This window comes from Chlorogloeopsis sp. ULAP02, from assembly GCF_038404745.2.
Classification (GTDB): Bacteria; Cyanobacteriota; Cyanobacteriia; order Cyanobacteriales; family Nostocaceae; genus Chlorogloeopsis.
The window spans coordinates 62940-86384 of the sequence record NZ_JAYKTT020000088.1 but is presented as its reverse complement, the minus strand read 5'-3'; the positions used below and the strand labels follow the sequence as shown (position 1 = coordinate 86384).

Annotated in this window: 21 protein-coding genes and 2 tRNA genes; 14 read left to right on the top strand and 9 right to left on the bottom strand. The window is 41.7% G+C overall.

Going from position 1 to position 23445, the window contains the following annotated elements; translation table 11 throughout:
• Positions 1-24: 24 nt before the first annotated feature.
• The 4 genes from U2718_RS32315 to U2718_RS32300 form a co-directional block, all read right to left on the bottom strand.
• Entirely contained in the window at positions 25-1161 is a 1137-nt protein-coding gene (locus tag U2718_RS32315) for a citrate synthase (RefSeq protein WP_341994456.1), read from the bottom strand.
• A 112-nt stretch (positions 1162-1273) separates the two neighbouring features.
• Positions 1274-1768, bottom strand: coding sequence for a phosphohistidine phosphatase SixA (gene sixA, locus U2718_RS32310; protein ID WP_341994458.1), 495 nt, complete (start codon positions 1766-1768; stop codon positions 1274-1276).
• 106 nt (positions 1769-1874) lie between these two features.
• Positions 1875-3167, bottom strand: a complete 1293-nt coding sequence (locus tag U2718_RS32305; RefSeq protein ID WP_341994460.1) for a bifunctional oligoribonuclease/PAP phosphatase NrnA — start codon at positions 3165-3167, stop codon at positions 1875-1877.
• Positions 3168-3594: 427 nt separating this feature from the next.
• On the bottom strand, positions 3595-4092 hold the full coding sequence (locus tag U2718_RS32300) for an HNH endonuclease (RefSeq protein WP_016878216.1): 498 nt from the start codon (positions 4090-4092) through the stop codon (positions 3595-3597).
• Positions 4093-4369: 277 nt separating this feature from the next.
• On the opposite strand from U2718_RS32300, the gene alr reads away from it, so the two are divergent.
• The 10 genes from alr (at position 4370) to U2718_RS32250 (ending at position 15857) form a co-directional block, all read left to right on the top strand.
• Positions 4370-5554, top strand: a complete 1185-nt coding sequence (gene alr, locus U2718_RS32295; RefSeq protein ID WP_341994466.1) for an alanine racemase — start codon at positions 4370-4372, stop codon at positions 5552-5554.
• A 263-nt stretch (positions 5555-5817) separates the two neighbouring features.
• Positions 5818-5899 (top strand) — tRNA-Leu (locus U2718_RS32290).
• Between the two features lie 22 nt (positions 5900-5921).
• Positions 5922-6050: a hypothetical protein gene (locus tag U2718_RS32285; RefSeq protein WP_341994468.1), complete on the top strand. Its 129-nt coding sequence runs from the start codon at positions 5922-5924 to the stop codon at positions 6048-6050.
• Positions 6051-6281: 231 nt separating this feature from the next.
• The gene (locus tag U2718_RS32280; RefSeq protein ID WP_341994470.1) at positions 6282-6503 is read left to right on the top strand and encodes a hypothetical protein; all 222 of its coding nucleotides are present in this window, start codon (positions 6282-6284) and stop codon (positions 6501-6503) included.
• Positions 6504-6959: 456 nt separating this feature from the next.
• Positions 6960-8036 (top strand): response regulator, encoded by a 1077-nt coding sequence (locus tag U2718_RS32275; RefSeq protein ID WP_341994472.1) that lies wholly within the window; start codon positions 6960-6962, stop codon positions 8034-8036.
• Positions 8037-8085: 49 nt separating this feature from the next.
• Positions 8086-8475: a response regulator gene (locus U2718_RS32270; protein ID WP_341994474.1), complete on the top strand. Its 390-nt coding sequence runs from the start codon at positions 8086-8088 to the stop codon at positions 8473-8475.
• Positions 8468-8965 carry a chemotaxis protein CheW gene (locus tag U2718_RS32265; RefSeq protein WP_341994476.1) on the top strand — a complete coding sequence of 166 codons (498 nt, stop codon included), beginning with the start codon at positions 8468-8470 and terminating at the stop codon, positions 8963-8965. Before U2718_RS32270 ends, U2718_RS32265 begins: the two co-directional genes overlap by 8 nt.
• 62 nt (positions 8966-9027) lie before the next feature.
• Positions 9028-11835: a methyl-accepting chemotaxis protein gene (locus U2718_RS32260; protein WP_341994478.1), complete on the top strand. Its 2808-nt coding sequence runs from the start codon at positions 9028-9030 to the stop codon at positions 11833-11835.
• Positions 11836-12015: 180 nt separating this feature from the next.
• The gene (locus tag U2718_RS32255; RefSeq protein WP_341994480.1) at positions 12016-14985 is read left to right on the top strand and encodes a hybrid sensor histidine kinase/response regulator; all 2970 of its coding nucleotides are present in this window, start codon (positions 12016-12018) and stop codon (positions 14983-14985) included.
• Positions 14986-15350: 365 nt separating this feature from the next.
• A complete protein-coding gene (locus tag U2718_RS32250; protein WP_341994482.1) occupies positions 15351-15857 on the top strand; it encodes a TM2 domain-containing protein in 507 nt (168 codons plus the stop codon).
• Positions 15858-15868: 11 nt separating this feature from the next.
• On the opposite strand, the gene U2718_RS32245 is transcribed toward U2718_RS32250, so the two are convergent.
• The gene (locus tag U2718_RS32245) at positions 15869-16543 is read right to left on the bottom strand and encodes a DUF2996 domain-containing protein (RefSeq protein ID WP_341994483.1); all 675 of its coding nucleotides are present in this window, start codon (positions 16541-16543) and stop codon (positions 15869-15871) included.
• Between the two features lie 218 nt (positions 16544-16761).
• Here U2718_RS32245 and U2718_RS32240 point away from each other — a divergent pair, with 218 nt between their 5' ends.
• On the top strand, positions 16762-17115 hold the full coding sequence (locus U2718_RS32240) for a hypothetical protein (protein WP_341994485.1): 354 nt from the start codon (positions 16762-16764) through the stop codon (positions 17113-17115).
• Positions 17116-17196: 81 nt separating this feature from the next.
• Here U2718_RS32240 and U2718_RS32235 read toward each other — a convergent pair whose 3' ends face one another.
• Together U2718_RS32235 and thrC are read right to left on the bottom strand one after the other, a co-directional pair.
• Positions 17197-17472 carry a MoaD/ThiS family protein gene (locus U2718_RS32235; RefSeq protein ID WP_341994487.1) on the bottom strand — a complete coding sequence of 92 codons (276 nt, stop codon included), beginning with the start codon at positions 17470-17472 and terminating at the stop codon, positions 17197-17199.
• Between the two features lie 96 nt (positions 17473-17568).
• The gene (gene thrC / locus U2718_RS32230; RefSeq protein ID WP_016879158.1) at positions 17569-18864 is read right to left on the bottom strand and encodes a threonine synthase; all 1296 of its coding nucleotides are present in this window, start codon (positions 18862-18864) and stop codon (positions 17569-17571) included.
• Positions 18865-19112: 248 nt separating this feature from the next.
• On the opposite strand from thrC, the gene U2718_RS32225 reads away from it, so the two are divergent.
• Positions 19113-19184, top strand: a tRNA-Gln gene (locus U2718_RS32225).
• A gap of 353 nt (positions 19185-19537) precedes the next feature.
• On the opposite strand, the gene U2718_RS32220 is transcribed toward U2718_RS32225, so the two are convergent.
• Positions 19538-21121 (bottom strand): hypothetical protein, encoded by a 1584-nt coding sequence (locus U2718_RS32220; protein ID WP_341994491.1) that lies wholly within the window; start codon positions 21119-21121, stop codon positions 19538-19540.
• Between the two features lie 235 nt (positions 21122-21356).
• Positions 21357-22067, bottom strand: a complete 711-nt coding sequence (locus U2718_RS32215) for a precorrin-2 C(20)-methyltransferase (protein WP_341994494.1) — start codon at positions 22065-22067, stop codon at positions 21357-21359.
• Positions 22068-22124: 57 nt separating this feature from the next.
• Here U2718_RS32215 and U2718_RS32210 point away from each other — a divergent pair, with 57 nt between their 5' ends.
• A complete protein-coding gene (locus U2718_RS32210; RefSeq protein ID WP_341994496.1) occupies positions 22125-22820 on the top strand; it encodes a lipase in 696 nt (231 codons plus the stop codon).
• A 363-nt stretch (positions 22821-23183) separates the two neighbouring features.
• Positions 23184-23357: a hypothetical protein gene (locus U2718_RS32205; protein WP_411813402.1), complete on the top strand. Its 174-nt coding sequence runs from the start codon at positions 23184-23186 to the stop codon at positions 23355-23357.
• Positions 23358-23445: the final 88 nt, after the last annotated feature.

Genomic DNA, 23445 nt, shown 5'->3' with positions numbered 1-23445 from the left:
ATCACCAATACCCAGTACCCAAACCTAACGTTGGTCGATGGGAGCGTAAGCAATACCGTGCCGACCGTTGTAAACTTGAGTAGGACGGAAAATCCGGTTTTCTTCTAGCTGTTCTTTCCAGTGTGCCAGCCAACCTGCGACACGGGCGATCGCAAATATTGGTGTGAATAAGTCTGTGGGAATGCCCAGCTTTCTATACACCAAACCAGAATAAAAGTCAACGTTAGGATAAATGCCTTTTTGACTGAGCTTTTCCTCTACAATCCGCTCCAGTTCAAGAGCGATGTCGTAGTATTTGTCATGTCCAAATTTTGCAAACAGTTTTTCTGCTAAGTTTTGCAAAATTGTCGCTCGCGGATCTTTAACTTTATAGACACGATGTCCGAAGCCCATAATCTTGGCTTTACGTTGTAAGCGATCTTCTAGATAGGGACGCACATTCTCGACAGAGCCAATTTCTTCCAACATCAAGATTACTTCTTCGTTAGCTCCTCCATGCAGCGGCCCTCCTAAGGTACCAACTGCACTTGCCACTACAGCATATGGATCGGTCAGAGTAGAAGCTGTTACCCTGGCACTAAAGGTAGAAGCATTCATTGTATGCTCTGCGTGTAATATCAAGCAGACATCAAAAATCCGCGCCGCCAATGGATCGGGTTCTTTCTCGTTAAGCATATAAAGAAAGTTAGCGGCATAATCTAAATCATCATTAGGACGTACAGGATCGTTACCTTTTCGCATCAATTGGAATGCCGCAACCATTGTGGGAATAGTTGCTAACAAGCGAACCACTGCATCCCGGATATAAACGGGATTATCTAAATCGCGGCGTGAATAAAACAAGCCTAAAGCCGCAGCAGAGGCTTGTAGGGCATCCATAGGGTGACCACTTTCTGGAAAAGATTTCATCATGTCACGAATCCGATATTTGATTCGCCTGTGATGAAGAATTTCATCCTCAAATGCTGCTAATTCTTCTGTTGTGGGCAACTCACCCCAAATTAAAAGATAAGCAGTTTCCAGAAATGTGCTTTTTTCTGCTAGTTCTTCAATCCGGATGCCACGATACTCTAATAATCCTTTTTGCCCATCGACATAGCTGATACCGGATTGGGCGGCAGGAATGCCTTCCAAACCAGGCTTGTATTCGCACACCATCATGGCAACACCATCTGATTTTTAAAGATTTGTTCAGGCTAACTTACCAGAAATTATTGTCGCCATAACAGTATCCGTTATCACACAAATTCTTAATTGAATTGTGGAAAAACTGTTAAAGCAAGTACTTGGGCGGTGTCAACCAAAACATCTGACAACTACCCAAAACAGAGCCTGTTTCTGGTACCCTTAACCCGATCATACCCGCTTTTTTTAGCACGAAACGTTCCTTCACTTCTCCCCAAAGGAGAATTTCTGCCCAATTACTCAAACAAGGCTCGTGTCCTACCAATGCTAGTTGGCTATTAGGCGCAAAATTCTTTGGTTTAAACCAATCTTCAAGCCAACTATTTATAGAAACACTAGGAGCAAGATGAGTACATTCCTCTATTTGAGAACTCAATCCGGCTGCTATGAGGATATCTGCTGTTTGATGTGCTCTGACTAAAGGACTGGTGGCAATTAAATCAAAGCTGAAACCTAGTTTTTTCAATCTTTGGGCAACTTTTTCGGTTTTTTGCCGCCCCTCCTTAGTTAGTCGCCTTTGTTCGTCTGTGATATCGTTGGTTGCCTCTTCGGCAATGCCGTGACGGATTAAATACAGTTCCACTTTAGGTTACAGGTTATAGGTTATGGGTTACAGCCTACAGGTTACAGATTATGGGTTATGGATTTATGAGATTCCCCTGTTCCCTGTTCTCTGTCCCCTGTACCCTTTACTCTGATTGAATCGGGTTGTCTCTGGGGTTAACCAATCTTAAAAGTTTTTGCTTAATTTGAGCATCAAAGACTTCCCATTTCATTTTTGCATAAGCGGAATTCTCGTTACTGCCTGATAAGAAACCCATTGGAATTTCAAAACCGCCAGCACTTGTACGTCCGCCACCGAAAAAGCGTCCGCTACTGTCTTGCCCAAAAGCTTCTTTGATAAACTCGTCCGGATCGAGGGTAAGTTTAGTAGTTCTTAAGGAACCTATGACTACTTCAAATTCGTCATCTTCGTCATGAACAATACCGTAAACTACAGCAGTATGGACGTTTTCTTCTGTGACAAGAAAATCTGCTGCTTGAGGGATGGCATCTCGATCGTCATAGCGTAAGTAGCCAACACCAGCAATGGAAAAGTTATTTTGCACGATGCGGTTCTTTAGCGATCGCTCAATTACATCCATTACCCGTTTGGAACGGTTCGCCTGGAGTATGGCGTTAAGCAGTTGAGCGTCGTAAAAGCGACTCAAATAAGCTGCTGCCAGAAAATCTTCTTCTTTTGCTTGCATCAGAAGATTTGTATCAGAGCGCAAACCATGCATCAAAGCAGTAGCACACTTTACGTGTTGATTGATGGTGCTATCTAAAGGTAGCAATCCTGTCTGCAAATACTGGGTAAAAATTGTTGCTGTAGCTCGTACACCCGGACGAATATCTACAAACTCTGATTTTAGATCTCCTTGTGAACTGTGATGGTCAATAACTGCCACCAATGGAATTCCTGCCTGCTCTACTACTGGTACTAATTGAGAGGTAGTTCCTTGGTTATCAATTAATACAAAACCTTGATATGAGGACAAATCCTTGCTTTTGAGGTTTTGTAGTGGGCAACGTTGAGCGGGTAAACCAGTCAGCTTCACTAGGGCAATATTTTCTTGATGACTGAGCGTACCAGCATAAATAATCTCGCATTTGATATCGTACTGTTGAGCGATTAATTGATAAGCCCAAGCTGAGGAAAGAGCATCCGGATCTGGAAAGTCTTGTAAAATCAAAATCTGGCGCTCTTGCCGATGGGAGAGCATGGTTTGGCGCAGTTCCTCTGACTTCTGTATTGCCACAGAATTGGTACGCTGACCATTACTTCCTTCACCTGCTGTGAAGGTTCCAACAGACTGTTTGGCAAAGGGAGCTTCAAGGGCTTCTCTGTCTATCCCTCCATCATCTGGAGTCGGTTCTGGAGTCAGATCTGTTGTCAACGGTAATCTCTCAAGCTGAGTAAGGGAAGAATTAAACTGCATATGATAAATGTATTATCTGTGTGAGGCTTTGTGGATTCAAATAGAAAAAATGCAACCAGCGATTCACTGATTCTGATTTAGCCACACACCTTTAGATCTTTGCAAAAATATAGAAGCGTGGAAATGTATATGTGGGTGTATTTTTTGTCAAGGAATATGTTCTTTAATATTTCCAAGGAAACACTCTTTTTTTGCCGTCTCTAAAATTGAGAAAATTTAATTATACATACTTCTCAATCCATTACTGTGTGGTATAATGGTGAGGTTGCTTAAAAACCGCTGTGATTTTTGCGAGTTTATACTCCAGCTGTCATAACATAGGACAAGTCTTTTAAAACAGCTGCTAATTACGGTAAATCCTACATCTTGCAATGGTTCAACAGCAAGATTTAAGATTTTGTATCTGTGTGACTGAGTTTTACAAAGGTTAAAGTCCTATAACATATTTCTGCCACTCTTCATGCATACCACTTTTTAGATGTTTGCTGACCTCAAAGTAGAGACTGCTGTAAGGTCGGCGGGGAGAATGACGTAAGAGCATATGTGCTTCGTGGGGTGTGCGGCTACCCTTTTTAACATTGCAGCGGACACAGGCTGTTACAATGTTCTCCCAACTATCTCCTCCTCCACGCGATCGCGGTATCACATGGTCTAAAGTCAACTCATCTCCCGTGTAACCGCAGTATTGGCAGGTATGCCCGTCTCGGTGCAATATATTTCGACGCGTTAGAGGAATCTCTTTATAAGGCACCCGCACATAATGGCGTAACCGAATTACAGTTGGAAGCGGAAATTCAGCGTAAAGAAATTTACCGTTATGTTCTACGCGCTCTGCTTTGCCTTTAATTAACAAAACTGCAGCGCGACGCCAGCTCGTAATATTGAGCGGTTCGTAAGAGGCGTTTAAGACTAAAACCTTCCCCATTGATAATCGCTCAGGCCTTTTATTTTACATATATTAACACAAATGTAACCTGCTTAGGCTATGAAAATAAATTATACTTCAGGTGCAATTGAGAGATGAAGTTATAAAATTGCGATTTAAAAGTAACTTTCGACGTTTAGTGAATGTCACCTCATGCTCTTGTGCCAACTCCAACAAGAAGGTTAAACTTCCTGCTTGATTTATCCAGAGTAGCTGATAGTGGCACGAATAAATAAATAACCTGGAAGCTGATCGGTGGTGTGAAGGAGTAAATCAAATGTTAAGTCATGAGCAAAGTTCGGGTGTGGCTGCTCAACAGTGCGACACATATGCTTGGTTTTCGCAACGTGCTTGGGTGGAAATAGATTTGGCAGCGTTATCGCATAATGTACAGCAACTACGGCGGTTCCTATCACCGCGTACCCAGCTCATGGCAGTAGTGAAAGCCGATGCCTATGGACATGGATCTGTTACAGTTGCTCAAACAGTATTACAGTCAGGGGCAAGTTGGCTCGGTGTTGCTACAGTTCCAGAAGGAATTCAATTGCGAGAAGCTGGTATCAAAGCTCCAATTTTGATTTTAGGCGCGACTCATACCCCAGAACAAATTCATGCGATCGCCCATTGGAAGCTTCAGCCGACAATTTGTAGCCCCAAGCAAGCTTTGATTTTTTCTGACATCCTAGAAGCGATTAACTATAGTTCTCCCGTACCTGTACACATCAAATTAGATACAGGTATGTCACGCTTGGGAACTAATTGGCAACAAGCAGCAGAGTTTGTGCAGCTAGTACAGCGATTACCGCATCTGAAGATAGCTAGTATTTATTCTCACTTGGCAACAGCAGATAGCGCAGATCCAGCTGTTATGAAGCTACAGCATCAAAGATTTCGAGAAGCGATCGCCCAAATTAAAGCATTAGGCATCAAACCTCCTTGCCTGCACTTGGCAAATTCAGCTGCTGCCCTCAGCGACAAAGCACTGCACTACGATATGGTGCGGGTGGGTTTAGCTGTTTATGGACTTTATCCAGCAGATCATTTGCGATCGCGCATTGATCTCCAACCAGTTTTACAAGTCAGGGCAAGAGTGACGCAAGTCAAAACTATTGCCGCGGGAACTGGTGTGAGTTACGGACATCAATTTGTTGCTCCCCGCGAACTCCGCATTGCTGTTGTTGGAATTGGTTATGCTGATGGCGTGCCGCGCAATCTTTCCAATAAAATGCAAGCCATAGTGCGCGGTCAAAAGGTAACACAGCTCGGTGCTATTACAATGGATCAGCTGATGCTGGATGTTAGTGCCATACCAGATTTACAAGAAGGTGAAATAGTAACTTTACTAGGGCAAGAAGGAAAGCAACAAATTTCTGCTGACGATTGGGCAAATCAACTAAATACTATTTCTTGGGAAATTCTGTGCGGATTTAAGCATCGCTTACCTCGTGTGGCGGTAATTTAGGGGCTAGGAAGAGGAGGGGGAGAGTGGGGGAGTGGAAGCAGAGGAGCTTCAGGAGCTTCAGGAGCAGGGGGAGAGGTGCAGCAGGGGCAGTGCGCCCTTGCGGGTTAAGAGACTTGTAGCAACTGCCGTGGAGAAAGTGGAGAATCGTTATTCACGTTTACTCCCCCAGCTTCCCCAGCTTTCCCATCTCTCCTTGTCTCCTTGTCCCCAATCCCTAATGTATTGCTATATAAGATTTGTTATGATAAGCTTATAGATCGTGAGCGGATGTGGCGGAATTGGCAGACGCGCTAGATTTAGGTTCTAGTACCGCAAGGTGTGAAGGTTCAAGTCCTTTCATCCGCATAAGTTAAAGCAAAGTATTTGTTTGCGATCGGCAGAGTTTGAAAAGCAAGTGGCGCTTGAAGGATTTTGTCTGTGGCAAAGATTGATTGCTTTTTTGGGCGATCGCATTCATCAACGATTGGGAGAGAAACTTAAAAGCTTCAGTAGCTAGTTTTTTATTGGATGTAGATGTGAGGCGAGGCAATCGTCGTCAAGTAACCGCAGACAGTCTATTAACCCAGTATTTTTGCTACGATTTTATCTACAAATAGCGCATATTGTCAGTACTGTATGGAGCAAGTTACATTACCAGATATTCTCACCCTTGAAGAAGCTTCAAAATACTTGCGCTTATCTGTAGAAACAGTGCTGCGTCAGGCCTGTCAATCCTGTCTAAGATGATATGAAAGCATACGAGTTTCCTGCCAAAGTCACTAGCGAAGGCAAAATTGAATTACCAGATACAGTTTTGCACCAGTTGTCTCACGATCAACAAGTCAAAGTAATTATCCTAGTCAATGAGCCGAACGAAGACGAAGAAGATGATAAAGCATGGCATCGTCTTGCTGCCAAGCAATTATTAAAAGGTTACAGCGAAGAAGATGCCATTTACGACACGCTATAGGTTCAATAGATCGCCAATTAGGAACACTCACTACAACCTAACGATTGGCAACAAGTTCGACAACGCATTCAACAAATATGGTCTTCCATTGAAGAATAAAAGAATGCGATCGCACCTATCTCAAATATAATTAATTTCAGTATTATTACCGTTGCAATTATAATTTTTTACTACAAAGTGAATAACATAATTTAGTTTTTACATTTTTTATCACCTTTTCTCAGAGAATATTTGTCAATTTCGGTGCAACGTAAGTAAAATAACTGCTACTTACCAGTTCACTGATATTTTCTTGTCTTGATATCAAATTACTACGCTTGAGTTAAGTCACATAGAGAATAATCACTATTTGTATTTTTAAATACAAACACAATCAATTTGATCGAATTCTATTGTGGGAAAGTTCTGCACAAACACAGCTTAGACTTATTCAATTGAGCAACAAATACAAGCAAAATGAGCACAAGTCCTCTAGGTAGCTACAGGTTTTTCCAAAAACTGCACCCTCTATCTCTGTTGGCACAATTAACTAGCAGACGAGCTACAGGCTATTTACGTGTATTTACTGAGATAGCTTATTGGTCTATTTATTTAGAAGAAGGAAAACTTACATACGCTTCCTATTCGGATAAACTGTTTGAGCGATTGGATCATCACTTACAGCTATTAAGTCAACAAATTCCGAATCTTTCGAGTGCAAATCGCGTACAGATGCGACTGACGTTTGATACTAAAAGTGAAAATCAGTCGATGTCACAGTCAGATTATCTAGCTATATGTTGGTTAGTAAATCAGGATTATATCACTCCTCCACAAGCAGCAATCTTGATAGAGGAATTGGCAAAAGAGGTGTTGCTATCATTTTTGGCATTAAAACAAGGAAGCTATGAATTTCATCACGAAACCCCTATAGATGAACTACCGAAGTTTTGTTGCTTGGATTTGCGATCGCTAGTAGAACATTGTCAAAAACAACTACAAGTTAGACAAGAGCGAGAGTTAACCTTTCCGATTCAGAACAAGTCACAAGTTTTACCTGCGCAAATAAAATCTTTTCCCAGTGAAGTAAAATCCCAGATTACATCTGAGCCACAGTTAGCAACAACGACAGATTTTAACTCTCTAGAAGATAACGATCGCCAATTATCCCAACCACCTACTAGCAAAAATTTATATACAGTTGCTTGTATTGATGACAGTCTTACTGTTTTACATTCGATTAGGAGTTTTTTAGATGAAAATACATTTGCTGTGGTGATGATTAACGATCCAGTGAAGGCTTTAATGCAAATTCTCCGCAGCAAGCCCAACTTAATTTTATTAGATGTAGAAATGCCAAATTTAGATGGTTACGAGTTATGTTCCTTGTTAAGGCGGCATTCTAGTTTTAAGAATACACCAATAATTATGGTAACTGGTAGAACGGGGTTTATAGACAGAGCTAAGGCAACAATGGTGAGAGCATCAGGCTATTTAACAAAGCCTTTTACACAACCTGATTTGTTAAAAATGGTATTTAAACACCTCAATTAATAGCAAACATCATAGCTAGTCAAATTTAGTTATTTGAGGAGATTTAAAAGTGAGCCTGACTTTGCTTAGTACTATTTTGGTTGTGGAAGATTCTCCGAGTGAATTAGAACTAATTAGTCACTATTTAAAAGAGAGTGGTTATAACGTCATTAAAGCGGCTGGAGCAAAAGAAGCTTTAGAAAAAGCTATGTCACAACAACTAGATGCGATTGTTACTGATGTAGTGATGCCAGAAATGAGTGGTTTTGAATTGTGCCGTTCCTTGAAAAAAAATCCGTTAACTCAAAAAGTACCAATTGTAATTTGCAGTTCCAAAAATCAAGAAATAGATCGTTTGTGGGCAAGAAGACAAGGTGCTGATGCCTATATCACTAAACCTTATACTCGCGAGCAACTTTTGCATACTATTAAATCTGTAGTGAATTTAATCAATGAATAGTTCAAAACCTACACTAGCTTTACAGTCAAAAGATCGCAACAGAGGAGAAGGCTATCTTAAGTTTCAGCTCAATAGAGGAACTGCTGCTGTTTTGCCAGTTAAATATACGCAAGAAGCAATTGTTGTGCCTGTTGAGTCTATAACCTCAATGCCAAATATGCCCAGCTGCATACTAGGATTAATGAACTGGCGAAGCCGTATAGTTTGGATCATCGATTTGCCAAGAATGTTCAATCTGGAATCTTTGGATCAGCAGTTTCGGCAGTACAACATTATTATTATTCGAGTCGAATCAGTGATTTTGGGTTTAGTTGTGCAAGAGGTAAAAGGTACAACAAAATTCCAACCTGAAGAAATTTGCTCTCCGATTGGGCAAGTAGCCTCAAGTCTAGTTCCCTATTTATGTGGATGCATTGTTCAACAACAAGAAATATTTTTGGTGTTAGATGCACAGGCAATTACGCAATCTTCTGTTCTACAGGATAATTAGGAATTACTACTAGAAAAGAGAAATTTGAGGATTAAGAGCCAGCTATTTATAGGAATTTATTTATGTTTAATAAAGCAGATGCGGCTAAGAATAATGATATCCAAAAGCAAGAACCAATGATTTCACCTCTACAGGTGAAAGATAGTCTATTGCCATTTCCTAGTCTGCGTATTCAGAATGAAACTACTCGAAGTTCTTCTTTGAATCAAGGTATCGCGGCTTGTCAGCGATTGAGCTTAAGTAAGAAAGTAACCTTATTTGCGATCGCTATTAGCACCTTACCGATTTTGGGGCTTGGGGTACTTATCTATCGATTTACTAGTCAATCTCTCACTAACAATATTACTAAAGCTCAAGAAATAGAACTCAATACCCTAACAGACAAGATTAATGGTTTCATGTTTGAACGACATAGAGATATTCAGGTACTATCCCATTTGCCAATTTTGGGGAATTTCTCACTTAGATCTGAAAAAGAAAAACGAGTATTGCTAGATAAATTAATAGAGGATTATAAAGTTTACAATAACATTTCTATTTTCAGCCGCGAAGGTAAGTTAATAGTTCAATCTTCAGGAGAAACACTAGAAAATCCTCAAAGTCAGTTTTATTTTCAAAGCGTTTTAAAAGATGATACAGTTGCAATAGCCCAACCAACAACGAGCAATATTTATATTGCTGCACCTGTAAAACATAGAATTACCAATGAAAGTGTTGGCATAGTAGTAGCGCAGTTACCTGTAAAAAACTTAGAAAAATTAACAGTGAATAGGCAAAAAATAAATAATTTCAATTACTATTTGATTAATAATTCAAACAAAATTTTTGCAGCTACAAAGCAAACAGATATAGATAAAAATATTCAAAATGAATTTCCGATTTATGACAAGCTACATACAAGAAGTAAGGTAGTGACTCAGACAGTTATTAATCCTCAAACGAAGTCTGAAAACCTAATTTCTTTTACTCACTTAGAACAATTACCAGACATACCCAATCTTAACTGGGGAGTCATGCTTTCGGCTGATGTAGCAACTATATTTGCACCCCAAAGACAACTGTTCTGGAAGATTGCAAGTGCTACAGGGCTGACAGCATTAATTACGGCAGCGATCGCAGCCTGGTTTGCCAAACGTTTTACAGAACCAATTTTGAAGGCAACAGCAAAGGTAGCTAAATTTAGTCAAGGTGAACCAAATCGCCATATCGCCTTAAAAGCAGAAGATGAGCTAGGGATTTTAAATGCAAATATTAATTACATGGCAGCGCAACTAGAAACCCTACTCAAAGAGCAAGAAAAAGATATCAAACGATTACAATTGCTGACAGATATTACCTTACGTATTCGCTCTAACTTGAAAACAGAGGATATTTGTAAAACAGTAGCGAGAGAGGTTCGACAAGCACTGAAAGCAGATCGAGTACTGATTTATGAATTAAGTTCTGATACTGAAAATGGTGAAATAATTTATGAATCTGTGAATGCAATTTACCCGAAAATTTTGGGAGTAGCAATTGATGATACTTGTTTTTGGGAACGCCATGTAGATATTTCTCAAAATATTCAAGTGCAGGCGATCGCTGATATTTATCAAGAGCCAAATTTGAAAGATATCGACGCTGACATCAAAATTTTAGAAAAATTTGCTGTCAAAGCCAGCTTGATTGTACCGATTGTATATAAACAACAACCGATCGCTTTAATAATTGCCCATCAGTGCGACAATCCCCGGTATTGGCAAAAGACAGAAATTGATTTATTTCAACACCTAGCCATACAAATTGGCTATGCTTTTGAGCAAGCAGAGCTACTAGAAGAAATAGAGCAAGTAAGAGCGATCGCAGAAAAATCCTCTACAAAAGAACGAGAAGAAAAACAAGCCCTGCAAACACAACTACTAAACCTGCTCAAATATGCAGAAGATGCCGCCAGTGGCGATTTGAGCGTGCGGGCTGAAGTTAGCGCTGGTGAAATCGGCACCGTTGCTGACTTTTTCAATTCCATTGTTGAAAGTTTGCGAGAGATTGTCATGCAAGTCAAAGTCGCTGCCACTCAAGTTAATTATGCGATCGGTGCTAACTCTGGAGCCATTCGTCAACTAGCCCAAGAAGCACAGACACAAGCGATGGAAGTCGATCATACTCTCGATGCTGTCGCTCAAATGACGCAAGCGATTCAAGCAGTAGCCCAAAATGCCCAGCAAGCTGCTGTAATTGTCGAGAATGCTGCTTTGACAGCCACAAAAAGCGGACAAGCAATGGATTTGACAGTACAAAATATATTGCACCTGCGGGAAACCGTTAGCGAAACCACCAAGAAAGTCAAACGCTTGGGAGAATCTACGCAACAAATTACCCGCGTGGTGGCATTAATTAATCAGATTTCCATGCAAACTAACTTGTTAGCTATCAACGCCGGTATTGAAGCAGCACGCGCAGGTGAAGAAGCCCAAGGTTTTGTTGTAGTTGCCGAAGAAGTAGGTGAGTTGGCAACGCGATCGGCAGCAGCAACCAAAGAAATTGAACAAATAGTCGATAACATCCAGCGGGAAACCAGCGAAGTGGTGCAAGCAATGGAAGTAGGAACAACCCAGGTAATGGAAGGCACTTCTTTTGTCGAAGCAGCTAAAAGCAGTCTCAGCCAAATATTAGAAATTTCACAGCAAATCGACGACTTGGTGCAATCAATTTCTGTTGCTACAGTGTCTGGAGTGGAAACATCGCAAACTGTCAGTGAACTGATGAAACAAATTGCTGCTATCTCCAAGCGTACTAGCGACTCTTCTTTGCAAGTTTCTGAATCTCTCCAAGCAACTGTGCATATTTCCCAACAATTACAAGAAACTGTCAGCACATTTAAAGTCAGTTAGTTGTTAGCAAAACCCGCACGCCAATTGCTACAACGCGGGAAAACCGCAAGGGCGCACTAGCTCCCCAACGCGCCGCCTCCTCTACTAACTACTGTACGGGCGGGTTTTAACGACAATCTTTCTAGGATGACGAAATATCTATCTAAATAAACCCGCCCCTACTAACCACTTACAAAAATCATGTCACAGTACAAAGAATTTGAAATCCAGATGCAGTTTCTGGAGGAAGCAACAGATTACTTAAATACTCTAGAAGGAATATTACTGGAAATTGAGAGCAGCAACCGCATCGCTCCAGAAAAAATCAATGCCGCACTTCGAGCTACCCATTCCATTAAAGGTGGCGCGGCGATGATGGGATTTCGCGAAATCTCGGATTTAGCACACCGTCTCGAAGATTGCTTTAAAGTCTTAAAAACTCAAAAAAATTCTCTAGAGCTTGACACGGAATTACAAAGTTTACTGCTGTCTGGAGTTGATTGGCTGCGTCAAATTGTGGAATTGCACTCCCAGGGGAATGCTATAGACGAGGAGTGGTTAACCACCTTTTGTTATCCAGTTTTTGCAGATCTACATCAGCGTTTGGGTGATCCCATTCCTGAGGATGCTACAAGTATTCTGTCACCAGAAGATGATGGACAAAATATTATCCCGCTACTGTTTGAAACTGAGGTAGAGGGGTGTTTGCAGCGTTTAGAAACTTTGTTGGCAGATGTCGAACAGTCTACTCTCAAAGAAGAAGTTGCGAGTATGGCAGCAGAGTTGGGTGGTTTAGGCGAAATGCTACAAATCAGAGCTTTTACGCAGTTGTGTGCATCAGTCACCAATCGCTTAGAAACTGCTCACCCTTCCCAAATTGCCGAAATTGCCCGTGCCGCACTTTTGATGTGGCGGCGATCGCAAGCATTAGTAATTGCCAATCAATGCTCTTGCTTGCCAACCGAAATAGAGCTAAATGATTTTGTCTGTGCACCTGAACAACTGTCAACAGAAACAGCAAAAGATTTTCTGCAACCAGAATTTACAGCACAAGCTTGGGTAGAAGAAGAAATTATCACCACAGAGTTTGATGCCTTAGTGGCAAAATTTACCAGTGATAGCAATTCTGAAACTGCTTTTGATGCCAAGATTTCAAATACAGATTCCAAATTAGCTGAACCTAAACGAGAAATAAATATTACTAGTAAAGACCGTGAAACTTCAGAAAACACAGTCAGAGTTCCGAGTAAACAGCTAGAGCAAATTAATGATCTATTCTCCGAACTAATTATCCAGCGCAATGGATTGAACTTGCAGTTAGAAAGATTGCGCAAGCTGGTTCGTACTCTTAACCAAAGAGTACAAGTGCTGGAGCGAGAAAATCAAGAATTACGTACAGCCTATGACAGAATAGCTACTCAAGTTATCATGCCATCTGATGCTTCACCGTGGACGTTGGCAGGTGGTGGCAATTCTTCCCAAACACAAGATGTAGAAAGTCGGTTTAATGTCTTAGAAATGGATCGCTATAAAGAATTAAACCTGCTGTCTCAGGAAGTTATGGAAACCATTGTGCAGGTGCAAGAAGTCACAGCTGATATTCAACTCAGCCTCGAAGATACAGATCAGATTGCCAGAAAGCAAAATAAAACATCAAAGCAATTACAAAGAAAACTTACACAAATACGGATGCGCCCGCTATCCGATATTGTCGATCGCTTCCCCAGAGCCTTACGCGAATTGTGCGTGGAGTATGGCAAAAATGTGCATCTCAAAATTGATGGTGCTAACACCTTAATTGAACGTAGTATCTTGGAAGCTTTGCATGAGCCGTTAATGCACTTGATGCGCAATGCCTTCGATCACGGTATCGAAGATGCTGCGACACGCCGTGTTAGCGGTAAGCCAGAACAAGGATTGATTGAAATTACAGCACTTCACCAAAGTAATCGCACAATTATTACTGTAAGAGATGATGGACGCGGCATTTGTTTAGAGAAAATTCGCGATCGCGCTCTAGCGATGGGATTAGATGCAACTCTACTGGCACAAGCAAGCAATGAAGAATTATTATCTCTCATTTTTGAGCCAGGATTTACTACCTCTGACCAAGTGACAACATTATCCGGGCGCGGTGTCGGTATGGATGTAGTTCACAGTAACCTCAAACAAATCCAAGGAGATATCAAACTTGATACTGCTCCGGGAGTAGGAACTACTTTCATCCTGTCAGTGCCTTTTACCATCTCAGTTGCACGAGTGTTATTGGTAGAAAGTAATCAGATGCTCTTGGCTTTTCCTACAGACGCCATTTTGGAAATATTTTTACCAGAAAACGAGTATGTCTTGTCAATGACAAACGGTGAAGCGATCAACTGGCAAGGAAGCATACTGCCATTAATTCGCCTCAATCGTTACTTGGAATTTCATTGCCCTCGCTACGATCATCCCAGCCTCGAAACTCCCCCAGCAATTAACGCTAGCAGCGTACTCATCGTTGGAGGTAGTAATCAACCAGTGGCAGTACAAATAGAGCGTTGTTGGGGTGAGGTAGAAGTTGCGATCCGCCAGGTTGAGGGGAATATTCCTCTGCCTGCTGGCTTTAGCAATTGTACGATTCTCAGTGATGGTCGAGTCGTCGCTTTAATGAATATAAATGAGTTACTGCACGCTCATGTCACTAATGAGCGTACTAGAAGCAATCAATTACCACCAACAAAGCTAAAAACAGTTTTTCTCAATTCTGCTGACGAACAGCCAACAGCAGCCCCACAAGAGCCAAAAGGTACCATTTTAATTGTTGATGACTCAATTAATGTGCGGCGTTTTTTATCTCTGACTCTAGAAAAAGGAGGCTATCAAGTAGAGCAAGCGAAAGATGGGCAAGATGCCTTAGAAAAGCTACAAAATGGTTTGAAGATAAATGCTGTGATTTGTGATATTGAAATGCCCCGCATAGATGGTTATGGCTTTTTAGGGTGTGTCCAATCAAACGATAAATTAAAATACATACCAGTTGCTATGCTTACTTCTCGTAGCAGCGACAAGCATCGGCAACTAGCTATGCAATTGGGTGCTAGAGCTTATTTCTCCAAACCTTATAACGAGCAAGAATTACTGCGAACGCTAGAGGAAATTATTTTTTCTGTGCCAGGAGTGACTCATAATTAATAGCTAGTCTTTTCAGAAGGGAACAGTCAACAGATTGCGCTTTGTTCTGGGATGGCTGCAACAGCCAAAAGCCACACTATATGCGTCTACGCTGCCAGCTAAAAATCTGGAGTATTTTTGTCCTCGCTGCATATGCTAGGCGATCGCTCTTAATTTAGAGTTCCTGTGCAGATGCAACAAAATGTAATATATGTATTTTTTGCCACTCCCAATCCTGAAATATTCCCAGAAGTTAGTTATCTTAGGATTATCAGCTATTCAATTTTTGACATGGTGGTTGATTAAATATTCTCTCAAGAAACCAAAAGTAATAAAAAAACTGTCTAAAAAAGCGAGAGCAGCAAGTCCGAGGGGTTGAAAACAAGATGAAAGCTGAAAATAATAATGATAAAGACCATCAAGAACGCCTACTTGTATCCTACATCTTGAATGCAGCCTGGTTTTTCGGCTTGGGTGGATTGCACCGTTTATACAATGGCAAGATTGGGACAGGTTTATTATGGTTAGTAACCTATGGTGTATTTGGTATCGGCCAGTTTGCAGATCTGTTCTTCATCCCAAAAATGGTAGACGAACATGAACTTAAACTGAGGTTAAAAGCAGGCTTGTCTCCTTTGGGTGTGGCTTTACACCAACCAGTCGTTGCTTCAGAAGTATATCATCCCAAGGGTAATCAGCTTATAGTCAAGCTGATTGAAGCAGCAGAAAAAAGAGGTGCGATGCTGACTGTAACTCAGGGTGTCAAAGCAACTGGAGCCAGTTTTACTGAAGTAGAAGCTGCTTTGCGGGAGATGTTAAGGTCAGGTTATGTAAGGATAGATAACGACCCCATTACCGGAGCTGTTACCTACCATTTCCATGAACTTGGCTAGGTTAATTGATTCTAATTCCTTCCTAGCCACTTTTGACCATCTAAGCGCTGCACTAATCCCCAGATTAATAAATCTAGGGTTATTTTGCGCTCATCAATTAAGAATGACTCTAAAGTACTAGGTTGTTTGCCTTCATAGCAGGAGAACGCTTTTTTCCCTTGAATAGTTTCATCGGGGAAATACACGTTAAAGTGCCGCACACCATCTGGATAGTTGCCGACTATTTGCCAACACTCACCAGATTGTTCCATTCCCTTGACAGGAATCTTTTGCTTGACAAAAGAAAGCTGTAAGTCTTTAACACCTTGTTGGGCGATCGCCTTTTGTAAAGCTGGCAAGTAGTCTTGTTGGATAAACTCTGTAAATGGTTTATCTTCAACGCCTGGTGCTTTTTCCTTTTTTGCTGCCTTAGCTGCGGCGGGTTTTTCTCCTGCTGCTGGTTTATCTCCTGTCGCCTTAGCTGCGGCAGGTTTTTCTCGCTTGGGTGGTGTAGTTTTAGTTCCGGCAGCATTTGGGTTTGTTTCTGGATTTGCTGCTTTGGGATCTGGTGCGTTGGAAGTAGGAATGTCTGTCGCTTCGGGTGAGTCGGTACTAGGAGCATGTTCTTCAGCGACGGTGGGAGCTTGCTTGTCAACGGTGCTGGGAGCCACCTCTCCCGCTTCATTGTGATTGGTTTCTTCTGCCATTGCTCAGGTCAATCCTTTGTCTAGCTAGAGGAGCGATCGCTCACCTTGAGGTATCAGTCATTTTCATTTTGACATAGTCAAGCCAGTCTATATATATTGATATCTTGCACCCTATGATTAGAGAGCCTTTGGTTTTAGTTCTCGTTACCAAGTTAAACCTGGTAACGAGGGTTTTGAAGCTAAGTAGGCTTGAACTCTAATAAGTCTTTTCATAGACTATGGATTTATATATCAATGAAAATAAACTAAATATAGAATTTACATTTACAGAACAACTCTTAGCTGTTCGTTGGGAAAAAAGCTGGAGTATCCCACTTGCACATATTGCCCAAGTTACAACAGCCGAGCCTAAAAGTAGTTGGAAAGAACTGCGTGCTCCTGGTAGCTTTATTCCAGGATTGATTAAAGCTGGTACTGATTATACGAACCGAAGCAAAGAGTTTTGGTACGTAAATAGAGATAAAAATTATTTAACTATTGAACTGCAAAATGAATCCTATCAAAGAATTATCTTGACAATTAATAATCATGAATATTGGCAAGAAAGACTAAACCAATTAATTACTAATTAGTGGTTACCATTGCAACTAATAAAAATCAAGAGTTATGAGCAATAAATTTTCATTGCCAACTCATAACTCATAACTTCTCGCTCAACCACCAGCCACAGCAGGGACAATACTTACTTCATCGCCATCTTTCAATGGTGTTGCGGTTCCATCTAGAAAGCGAATGTCTTCACTATTAACATACAAATTCAAAAACCGTCGTGGCTCTCCTGCATCATCACACAAGCGCGATTTGATACCAGGACAAGCTTTTTCTAAAGAATCCAATAGTTCAGCAATATTATTGCCGCTGCATTCTAGAGTAGCTTGGTTGTTGGTGAATTTTTGAAGAGCAGTAGGAACTAAAACTTTTACAGCCATGTTTGAAGTGTGAAGGTTTAAGGATGAAGGATGAGGTGATAAGGGTGAAGGATAAAGTATAAATTTTTCAACACTTAGCCTTTATCCTTCATAACTTTAAACAAGAACCTGTTGCCATTCTAAACGTTCGAGTGTCCGAGAACGCTCAAGAGCTTGTTCAAAACTATCAAGTTTTGCTTCTATTGTCAGAGGTTCTCCAATATAACCATGTACAGCTTCTTGGGTTTTCAAACCATTTCCAGTAATGTACACAACAGTAGTTTCATCTGGATCTATTTTCCCAGCTTCTACCAATTTCTTTAATACAGCAATGGTTGTACCACCCGCTGTTTCAGTAAAGATACCTTCGGTTTCTGCTAGCAACTTGATGCCTTCTATAATTTCAGCATCAGTGACTGCCTCAATGCTGCCACCAGTTTTTTTGGCGATTTCCACAGCATAAACACCATCTGCTGGGTTGCCGATCGCGATCGATTTCGCAATAGTATTTGGCTTAACTGGTTTAATAAAGTCGCGTCCTTCTTTATATGCTTGGGCGATAGGAGAGCAACCTTCTGCTTGCGCTCCACTGAACTTCACTGGCTTTCCTTCTACTAAACCAGCTTCTACAAACTCGTTGAAGCCTTTATAGATTTTTGTAAACAGCGAACCCGATGCTAAAGGTGCAACAATATGGTCAGGCAGCTGCCATCCCAGTTGTTCGGCAACTTCAAAGCCTAAGGTTTTAGAACCTTCTGAGTAGTAGGGACGCAAATTGATGTTGACAAAACCCCAGCCATGTGTATTTGCAACTTCTGAGCAGAGGCGGTTTACTTGATCGTAGTTGCCCTTCACCGCCATTAAAGTCGGACTATAGATGAGGCTACCCAGTACCTTACCAGCTTCTAAGTCAGCAGGGATAAACACGCAGCAGTCTAATCCAGCATGAGCAGCAATGGCGGCAGTAGAATTTGCTAAATTACCAGTGCTAGCACAGGAAACTGTAGTAAAACCCAACTCCCGCGCTCGTGTCAGAGCAACAGATACGACTCTGTCTTTGAAGCTGAGAGTGGGCATATTGACGGCATCATTCTTGATATAAAGCTTGTTTAAACCTAAGCGACGAGCCAAGCGTTGGGAACGTACCAGAGGAGTCATACCAGTTCCCACATCAATGGGATTTTCACTATTCACAGGCAAAAACTGACGATAGCGCCACATGGAATTTGGCCCCGCCTGAATACTTTCGCGGGTGACACTACGGCGAAGGGCGCTGTAATCATAAGCTACTTCCAAAGGCCCAAAGCATAATTCGCACACGTGGCTGGCTTGGAGTTCGTATTCCGCACCACATTCCTTACATTTCAATGCTTGAAAAGCAGCTTTGGTTTGGGTGTTGATTGCCTGAGTCATGAACTAGCTCTCCCTGGATGTCCGTCAACTGTCGCTTGATGCTAGCACGAGTAAAAATACCAGTCAAACATACCCGACAAAAAATATCGGGATTGTTTTGATCGCACAATCAGATTAATTTACATGCCAAATGGTTGCGATCGCTAACTAAGTAATAATGGCAGGAAATTTGATCCAAGATTTAAGACATGAAAGTACTTGACATTACCCCAGGAGTTGCTGCTATATTAACAAGAGTGGAAACGCTTTGGGGCGTAGCCAAGCGGTAAGGCAGCGGGTTTTGGTCCCGCCATCCCTAGGTTCGAATCCTAGCGCCCCAGTAAAGATTTTTAAAAGTTCTTATTCAGACTTAAGTTAAGCTAAGATCTGCTTAGACTAGGTGGCAGCTTGATGCGTTTTTTCTCCACCCCAATTGACACGTCAAGGAATCTGTAGCCAGATTATGCAACAGTGCGAAGTAGCAGCGCGTCATGCTGGATTCCAGAAAATCGAAATTGTTGCCACACTAGCTGGTGACACTACTGTATGAAAGTTTTGGCTATTATGTCACACAGTGGTTTGAACTCCTACTTCTGAGCAGGGAAGCTCTTCTGGTGACTAATCGGTGAATTAATTAAATTATTCTTATTACCATGCTCTGCATGGTAATAAGAAAATCCCTAGCCCCTAGTCTCTAATTAGAGCTTTGTCTGTCATTTTTGACTTGACGCAGCTTATTGATGAGGTTTTTGTCTGCCTCCTGAGCAGAGGTAGACTGATTTTGAATCACTGGTGGTTGAGACACTGGTTGAGCAGTGGCTTGTGGTGTTGCAGAAGACTGATTAACTGTAACTGGCTGCCACTGTGGTGATGGTTTTGCAATGGTTTGTGGTGCGGGTGAAGAAGGCTGATTAATTGTTAGTGGCTGCCACTGTGATGGTAATTTGCTAGGGGATTGCTGTGAAGTGCTGCCTGCTTGCTGCACCTGCCCAGAAGGTAATTTTTCCTGAGGCGATCGCAAACCTTGTTGTTCATTATTTAATGGTTGTGTATCCCTAATTTGCAACGGTGCTAATTTCTGGGGAAGCACAACGGGTGGTTTTGGAGAGGCAGCGGCTTGAGTTGTATCACTATTGGGGTTAAAAGACAAGCTAAATGGATAGTACTTGGGCTTGCCATTTGCCTGTACAGGATTGCTTTGGAAGTATTGTCTGAAGTATTCTCTTGTAGCTGTCTTCAGTTGCGATGAGACTGAATTATCCAAAAAATCTATAGTTTCGACTTTTCCTTCACTGTCTATTACTAAACCACCTTCGATTTTGCCTGCTTGCCCTTGTTGAGCATTGACTGTTTCTTTAATAGGTTGTTTAGTTTCAACATTGGGATATTGCTGCTTGACTTTCTGAAATTGCTCTACAAAGGTAGTAGTTTTAGCCAGCAGTTGTTCTGTTCCTTGAGATGTTGATGGCAACTGGGCTGACTTGGGTACTGAGATTTCCTGCCACTGGGGTAGGTTGGTTCCTGCTAAGGCTAGCTGATCTCCTACTTGTGGAGTGGGAGCAATAGGAGCCACAAATTCTTGAGTTTGGGGAGCTGCTGATGATGAGGGTGGAGCGGTAGTGTTAGCAGGTACAGGTGATGGAGTACTTGGTAAATCTGTTGGGATATTAGCAGCCTGTAGTTCTGGCAAATTTCCAGGTAAGACTTGCTTAGACGGAATTGACGGCAGTGATTGGGGTTGCCCCAAGGGGATTGTGTTCTGTAAATTAGAAACTTCGCCGTAATTCACACGAGGAATAGATGGAATAGAAGTTTCGCTTCTGCCTTGAGGCATGCGAACATACTGATTTTGAGGCAAAGAGACAATATTCAGGTTGTCAGGAGACAGCGGTATAGTCGGTAATGGTTCCTCTACAAGAGGTGCTGATGGCTGTGGAGGTAAAACCGTTGGCTGAGTGGCAAAGCTGGGAAAGGGTGGGACTTCCGATGCTACAGGAACTTGAGATTGTAGGGTGATTTCTGATTGCGGTGGAAGCTGTGGCTGCTGAATTGTCTCAGCCATACTTGTTTGTGGCAGACGGTTTTGTTCAGCTTGATTTAATTCTACAAGTCCAACCGTTCTTGGGGAGGATGTTGTTTCTTTTGGCTTGGATTGCATTGGCACCAATGGCAAGATGAACGCAATGGCACCGTGGATACCAACTGAGGCGAGAGCTGCTATTCCAGTCGGCTGGCTTAGGAAGTCTGGTATATTTTTTAGTACGGAGACGTATGACATAATCGTTTATCTTTCACTCGGCTTGGTTGCTGTATGATTAGGAATTTTTATTTTTTAAAAAATATTTTATGAATCGGTAATTGCGTTCTTCTACCAATAATAACTTCCTGTTCTAGAACATCAAACAGGAAAATTGCCAGTTCTAGATGTGGTTAATCTTTCAAAGTGGCTATATTGTACTCAAAAACTAGAGTTGTAAACACTATAATTGAAAAAATAATTCATTTTTGATAATTTATTTTCTAATTTGCACAACTAGCAGCGAAAAATAGTGTAGTTTCAGGCTTGGGCGATCGCGTAGCTCGGTATAGAAAACCATATCAGGTAAGGTGGCTTTTTCTACAACCCAGCTACTTTCTAGTAAACCCCGCTGCTGTAAAACTTGCCACACTTGCTCATACACTGAACTGACTTTCATCAGCACCACAACATCAGCCCAGTCTAAAACTTTCTCTAAGTCCGCAACTGTATATATCGCAGGTAATACCACCAATCGCTGTTGGCGCATAGTCAAAGGCACTCCTAGTACCGCTGCTGCTGCCATTGGCGAACAAACTCCAGGTATAAATTGTATTTTTACTTCTGGATGTAGCTGCTGCAATGTCTGTGCTAAATAAGTAAATGTGCTGTAGAAACTAACATCTCCTTCACAAGCAAAAGCTACATCTTGACCGATTTTTAGATATTGCCAAACTTGTTCGGCTGCTGCTTGCCATGCTTGCGTTAAGACTATTAAATCTTGGACATAAGGGAAAGTCAAAGCTAACTGTATTTGCTTTGAACTTAACCACGGTGTCACTATTTGCTGTGCCATTCCCAGTTTCCCCTGCAATCCAGCCGGGAACGCCACTACTGGTGAGTTTTGCAGTAGGCGTAGTCCTTTAACTGTAATTAATTCTGGATCGCCTGTCCCAATACTGATACCGTAAAGAATACCGTTTGTCACTGCTACTTATGTATAAGTTATATATTTAAATTTTTGCTGACAAATCCAAAATTAAAAATGCCATTACCAACAGTTATTGTGCCTGGATACTTGGAAAGCGCGATCGCCTATCGCCAATTACAACAATCTTTACAGAATTCTGGTTGTCCTACGGTGATTGTGCCACTGCGAAGGCGTGATTGGATAGTTACTTTTGGAGGCAGATCGGTTACACCGATTTTGCTGCAACTAGATAAAACGGTAAAGCAAATACTACAGCAATATAATACTTCTCAGATTAATTTGATCGGTCACTCAGCCGGAGGTTGGATATCTCGCATTTATCTGGGTGAAAAACCTTATTTGGGACGTAATGAAGTTCAATCATCACTCTGGGAAGCTCATTCAGTGGTGGCAACTTTGATTACTCTGGGTACACCGCATATAAGTCAAGAACGTTGGACACGCTGGAATTTAGATTTTGTCAATAATAATTATCCTGGAGCATTCTACAAAAATGTTCGTTATGTTTGTGTCGCCGGAAAAACAATCTTTGGCGAAAAACGTCGAGGAAGCTGGTTAGCGTACAGTAGCTATCAATTAACCTGCGGTAAAGGTAACACTTGGGGAGACGGAATTACTCCCATTGAAGCTGCTCATTTGGAAGGAGCAGAAAATATCGTGATTGAAGGTATCAAACATTCTCCTAGAAGCCCTCAAATTTGGTATGGTTCACCAGAAGCGTTAAAAGTTTGGGTACATTATTTGGCTTGAAAAGAAGGCAGAGGGCAGGGGCAGAAGGGAAGAGGGGGACACCTAGACACGGGGACAAGGAGCAGAAGAGAACTACTAACCCTCCGGGTACTCTGCGAGAAGCCCTTCGGGCGTCTACGCCAGTCACCCGCGCTCGTGTTACCCTCCCAAGAGTGCTGGCTCACCACTGTACGGGCGGGTTTTGCTGATAATCTTGCCGTTCAAACCGAGAATTTATCTTCTCAACCCGTCCCTACTAACTACTAACCACTAACCAATCACAATTTTCCCTTTTCACCCAATCAGGTGATATCTACTGGGTGAAGTGTGATCACTGCTGACAGATTTAGATTAGAAATCCTGCGGAATTTAGGACGTAGTACCATGTTTTTGTTGATTTTCAACACTGGCGGCAAAGACTGGATTCCCCATAATTCTAGTGCCGAATCAGAATCCGAACCCAAGAAGATTTCCAGACGCCGCCGTACCGCTTCCCAAGTAGTAAAAGATTTGCAGCGCATTCGAGAAAACTATTATTTAGAATTCAAAAGATTTTAGGGGAGAGATGAAGAAGTGGAGAAGAGTAGACAAGGAATAGTAATAAAAATTAACTACTAAACTACTAAATGTAGAGATGCGATTGCTC